This window comes from Arthrobacter sp. Br18, from assembly GCF_000520555.1.
Classification (GTDB): Bacteria; Actinomycetota; Actinomycetes; order Actinomycetales; family Micrococcaceae; genus Arthrobacter_D.
Genome location: NZ_KI914876.1, coordinates 22,958 through 28,598 on the forward strand (window position 1 = coordinate 22,958; position 5,641 = coordinate 28,598).

Annotated in this window: 3 protein-coding genes; 2 read left to right on the plus strand and 1 reads right to left on the minus strand. The window is 64.6% G+C overall.

All coding sequences use genetic code 11. The features are described 5' to 3' along the window. Both treS and glgB read left to right on the plus strand, forming a co-directional pair. The coding region (gene treS, locus Y704_RS21090; protein ID WP_035772686.1) for a maltose alpha-D-glucosyltransferase at nucleotides 1-1,578 on the plus strand (1,578 nt) is incomplete at its 5' end. After that, complete coding sequence (gene glgB, locus Y704_RS0112545; protein WP_026550368.1) at nucleotides 1,578-5,285, plus strand: 1,4-alpha-glucan branching protein GlgB; 3,708 nt, start codon at nucleotides 1,578-1,580, stop codon at nucleotides 5,283-5,285. The genes treS and glgB, both read left to right, overlap by 1 nt. Before the next feature lie 175 nt (nucleotides 5,286-5,460). Here the strand turns inward: glgB and Y704_RS24870 are convergent. Further along, nucleotides 5,461-5,641 (minus strand): hypothetical protein (locus tag Y704_RS24870; RefSeq protein WP_216698980.1); only part of this gene is annotated, 181 nt, incomplete at its 5' end.

Genomic DNA, 5,641 nt, shown 5'->3' on the forward strand with positions numbered 1-5,641 from the left:
CCGCCGTTCTTCAAGTCCCCGCTGCGCGACGGCGGCTACGACATCGCCGACTACTACGACGTGCTCGATGAGTTCGGATCGCTGAGCGATTTCAAGCGGCTCGTCGCCGAGGCCCATGCGCGCGGCGTGAGGGTCATCATCGACCTGCCCATCAACCACACCTCCGACCAGCACCACTGGTTCCAGGAGTCCCGGAGCGATCCCGAGGGCCCGTACGGCGACTTCTACGTGTGGAGCGACACCGACGAGAAATACGAGGACGCCCGGATCATCTTCGTCGACACCGAGGAATCCAACTGGACCTTCGACCCCGTGCGGCGGCAGTTCTTCTGGCACCGATTCTTCAGCCACCAGCCTGACCTCAACTTCGAGAACCCCAAGGTGATCGAGGCGATCTTCGACATCGTGAAGTTCTGGCTCGACCAGGGGATCGACGGCTTCCGCGCGGACGCCATTCCGTACCTCTTCGAGGAGGAGGGAACGAACTGCGAGAACCTGCCCAGGACCCACGAGTTCCTCAAGAGCCTCCGCGCCATGGTCGACGAGAACTACCCCGGCCGCGTGATCATCGCCGAAGCCAATCAGATGCCCGACGAAGTGGTCGAATACTTCGGTGATGAGGAGGGACCGGAATGTCATATGTCCTTCCACTTCCCCATCATGCCCCGCCTGTTCTACGCGCTGCGTGACCAGAAGGCCGGCCCGATCATCCAGACGATGAAGGACACCCCCGACATCCCCGCGGGGGCCCAGTGGGGAACGTTCCTCCGGAACCACGACGAGCTGACCCTCGAAATGGTGACGAACGAGGAACGCGAGGCGATGCTCGGCTGGTACGCGCCCGATTCGAGGATGCGCGCCAACGTGGGCATCCGGCGTCGGCTCTCACCCCTGCTCGACAACTCCCGCGCCGAGGTGGAGCTCATCCACGCGCTGCTGCTGTCCCTTCCCGGCAGCCCCTTCCTGTACTACGGCGACGAGATCGGGATGGGTGACAACATCTGGCTCGATGACCGTGATGCATCCAGGACGCCCATGCAGTGGAACCCCGACCGCAATGCAGGGTTCTCCACCGCCGATCCGGGCAAGCTGTACCTGCCCGTGGTGCAGTCGCTCGTCTACAACTACAGCCACGTCAATGTGGAAGCCCAGCTCGCAACCTCGAGCTCGCTCCTCCACTGGGTCCGCCAGATGCTCGCGGTGCGCCGTGCCCACCCCGCCTTCGGCCTGGGGGAGTATCGCAACGTCCCCACCGAGTCGGACGCCGTGCTTGCGTTCCTGCGCGAAGTCAAGGACGGGAATGCCGAGCACGAGCAGCCCGAAGTGGTGCTGTGCATCTTCAACCTGTCCCAGCATCCGGTGGCCGCCAGGATGCACCTCCCCGAATTCGCGGGACGAGGCCTCCGCGATCTCTTCGGAGGGGCGATCTTCCCGGCGTTCGGCGCGGAGGGCGACCTCACCCTGACCCTCGGCAGCCACGACTTCTTCTGGCTCCGGCTGCGGTCGGCTTCCTCGAATTCCTCATCACCCCACACCGAAGCTCTTCCCGTCATCCAAGTCTCGGAGGCCATCAGATAATGGCGACCCACACGCCCTTCGTTCCCGAAATCCTCAACGAGTGGCTCCCTTTGCAGCGCTGGTTCCCGGCCCGCGGACGCGACGTCTCGCTGAGCGTGGTCGGGGGAACCGTGCTGGAGGATCCAAGTGGCGAGGCAGGGCTGGAAGTCCACTTCCTCGCCGTCGAGTCCGGGCACCGCACCGACGTCGTCAGTGTTCCGCTGAGCTATCGCGAGAGCCCACTTGATGCCGCCGCCGCGGGACTCATCGGTCAGGTGGACCACCCCCAGTTGGGAACGCGCTGGGTGTACGACGCCACCCACGACCCGGTGTTCGTCACTGCCTGGGTGGATCTCATCCGGTCCAAGAAAGCGACCGCCGATGGCCGCCTGGTTCCGACGGCGCTCAAGGGCATGCCCCCGCGCAGCCGGGCCAGGGCGCCGAAGGTCAAGGTTCTCCAGGGCGAACAGTCGAACACCTCCGTGGTGGTCGGCACAGGAAAGAACTCCCTGATCGTGAAGTTCTTCCGCATCCTTGCGACAGGAGAAAGCCCTGACGTACAGATCAGTGCGCAGCTGACAGCCGGCGGTTCAACCGACGTTCCTGCGACATACGGCTGGATCACCGGCACCTGGCAGCAGCCCCAGGCAGAGCCCGGCCAACACGTCATGGGACACGTCAGCGTCCTCAGGAATTATGTGGAAGGCAGTATCGACGCCTGGCGCATTGCCTCCCTCGCGGCGTCGTCGGGCACGGATTTCAGCGAAGAGGCAGGAGAGCTCGGGCGGGCGGTCGCCCGGATCCACGCGCAGCTCGTCACCGCTTTCGGAAGCGGCGCCGCCTCCGCCGACGAGGAGACCGGGTTCACGGACGCACTCGCGGGCCGGATCGAATGGGCGTGGCGGGAGGCACGCGACGCCGTCGGAGAACTGGACGGCGAAGTGGACCGGGTCATCAGGGGCGCAGCTGCGCTGACGGACCTTCCGGAGCTGCAGCGCATCCATGCAGACCTCCACCTGGGCCAGATCCTTCGGGCCACGGATGGATCCTGGCTCATCATCGATTTCGAAGGGGAGCCCCTGCGTCCCACCGCGGAGCGGAGCCTGCCCGATGTGCCGTTGCGCGACGTCGTCGGAATGGTGCGCTCACTCGAGTACGCCGCTGCGTCCCGCGGGCCGGCCGCGGAAGGGTCAGCGGCCGCGCGGGACACGGAGCAGTGGGCAGAGAGTGTCCGCACCGCGTTCCTGTCAGGCTATGCCGAGGAGAGCGGGACCCGAATCGATCCCGAAGCGCCGCTGTTCAAGGCACTGTGGCTGGACAAGGCGCTGTACGAAGTGGTGTACGAGCTGCGCAACCGGCCCGACTGGGTCGAGTGGCCGGTGCGTGACGTGCGCCGTGCACTCGGCGGAACGAAAGCCGCGGCGCCGTCGGGAGCGGCCGCCGGGACGCTCGTGGATCCCGAGACGCAGACCGAACCCGGAGCTGAGGCGGCCGTCGTCGGATCAGCACAGCAGGAAAATCCGGATGCAGCACCGCGGGCGTCGAGTGGTCCCATTCGGGTGGCCGAGGACATCCTGCAGCGGGTCTCGGAGGGCTCGTACCACCAGCCGCACGCAGTGCTCGGCGCACATGTTGACGTAAGCGGGCTGGTTACCATCCGCACACTCCATCCCCTCGCCGTATCGGTCACCGTGATCACGGCCGACCGGCGCGTCGCGCTCGAGCATGAGCACAACGGTATCTGGGTGGGAACCCTTGCCGCTGATGTTCCAGGACATACCCCCGATTACCGGCTCGACGTCGCCTACAGCGGTGAGCCGCAGCGGACGGACGACCCCTACAGGTTCCTGCCGACACTCGGGGAAGTCGATCTGCACCTCATCGGCGAGGGCCGCCACGAGACACTATGGACGGCGCTCGGCGCCCATGTGAAGCACTATTCATCAGCGCTGGGCCAGATCGACGGGGTGTCCTTCGCCGTCTGGGCACCGAGCGCCCAGGCTGTACGGGTCAAGGCTGACTTCAACGGCTGGGACGGCACCGTCAACGCGATGCGGGCACTTGGCAGTACCGGCATCTGGGAGCTTTTCGTGCCTGGCGCAGGGGCGGGTTCATGCTACAAATTCGAGATCCTCGGCAGCGACGGCCAGTGGCGCGAGAAGGCCGACCCGATGGCACGGGGCACCGAGGTTCCTCCGCTGACCGGGTCACGCGTCGTGGAATCCCGCTACAAGTTCGAGGATTCGGCCTGGATGGAGGCCCGTGCCGCGGCCGATCCGCACAACGGACCGATGAGCGTCTATGAAGTGCACCTCGGATCATGGCGCGTGGGCCTGGGATACCGTGAACTCGCCGAGCAGCTCGTCGAGTACGTGGCGTGGCAGGGATTCACGCACATCGAACTCATGCCAGTGGCGGAGCACCCGTTCGGAGGGTCCTGGGGCTACCAGGTCACTTCATACTTCGCGCCGACGTCGCGGTTCGGCAGCCCGGATGACTTCAAGTACCTGGTCGACAAGCTGCACCAGGCCGGGATCGGCGTGATCATGGACTGGGTTCCCGCCCACTTCCCGAAGGACGAGTGGGCGCTGGCGAAGTTCGACGGCGGAACGCTCTACGAACATGGCGATCCGTTCCTCGGCGAGCACCAGGACTGGGGAACACTGATCTTCGACTTCGGCCGTCGCGAAGTGCGCAACTTCCTCGTCGCTAATGCCCTGTACTGGCTGGAGGAATTCCACATCGACGGACTCCGGGTGGACGCCGTCGCTTCCATGCTGTATCTCGACTATTCCCGCGAGGAGGGTCAGTGGCGGCCCAACCGGCTCGGGGGGCGCGAGAACCTCGAAGCCATCTCTTTCCTGCAGGAAGTCAACGCCACCGCCTACAAGCGGGCGCCCGGGATCGTCATGATCGCTGAGGAGTCGACAGCGTTCGACGGCGTCACCCGCCCCACAAGCTCGGGGGGGCTCGGTTTCGGCATCAAGTGGAACATGGGCTGGATGCACGATTCGCTCGAGTACATCTCCGAGGACCCGATCAACCGGGTGCATCACCACGGCAAGGCGACCTTCTCGATGGTGTACGCCTACACCGAGAACTTCCTTCTTCCCATCAGTCACGACGAGGTGGTGCACGGCAAGGGATCACTCCTGCGCAAGATGCCGGGCGACCGCTGGCAGCAGCTTGCCAACGTCCGCGCATACCTGGCCTTCCAGTGGGCACACCCGGGCAAGCAGCTCATCTTCATGGGCTCCGAGTTCGCACAGGAGTCCGAGTGGGCGGAGCAGCACGGCTTGGACTGGTGGCTCTGTGCCACGCCGTCGCACAAGGGCGTCCAGGAGCTGGTGCGTTCGCTCAACACTGTGTACCGCGAAACGCCTGCCCTGTATGCGCGGGACAACGAGCCTGCGGGCTTCCAGTGGATCGATGAGAACGACGGCGAACACAACACGCTGTCCTTTGTCCGCTGGGACCACCAGGGGAACCCGCTCGTGTGTATCGCCAACTTCGCCGGTGGACCGCACGAAGGATTCCGCGTCGGTCTGCCATGGGCAGGTGAATGGACTGAGGTCCTCAATACCGACTCCGAGCAGTACGGTGGGTCCGGAGTGGGCAACTTCGGCACGGTGATGGCGGTGGAGGGCGCCCACAACGGGCAGCCGGCGTACGGAGATGTCAGGGTTCCGCCGCTCGGAGTGCTGTACCTGAAGCCGACGACCGACTGATCCGCCGCTTCATGTGCCGGCCGCCGCCCCCCCCCTTTGGGGAGGGTCGGCGGCCGGTTTACATCCCGGCTCGAGCGGTGCTAGAGTTGGGTTCCGCGCTGATCGGGTCTTCGATCGGGTGACAATCACATGAATTCTGTTCATCATTCGCCATGTCGAAGCTGAACGGTGAGGGTCAGTCGGTTTGCGAAGCCCGGTACGAGCGGGTAGGCTTGAAAAGTTGCTTCGGAGCGAGAACATGATGGTTTGGTTGTGTTTGGTGCCGGTTAGCGTCTGTTGTTTGAGAACTCAATAGTGTGCCAAGTTTGTTGATACCGATTGTTTTTTGATTGGTTGAATTGGCTGGTTGCTGTGCC

Coding starts and splice junctions, on each gene's coding strand:
- glgB (WP_026550368.1), top strand. CDS start 1,578: ATGGCGACCCACACGCCCTTCGTTCCCGAAATCCTCAACGAGTGGCTC.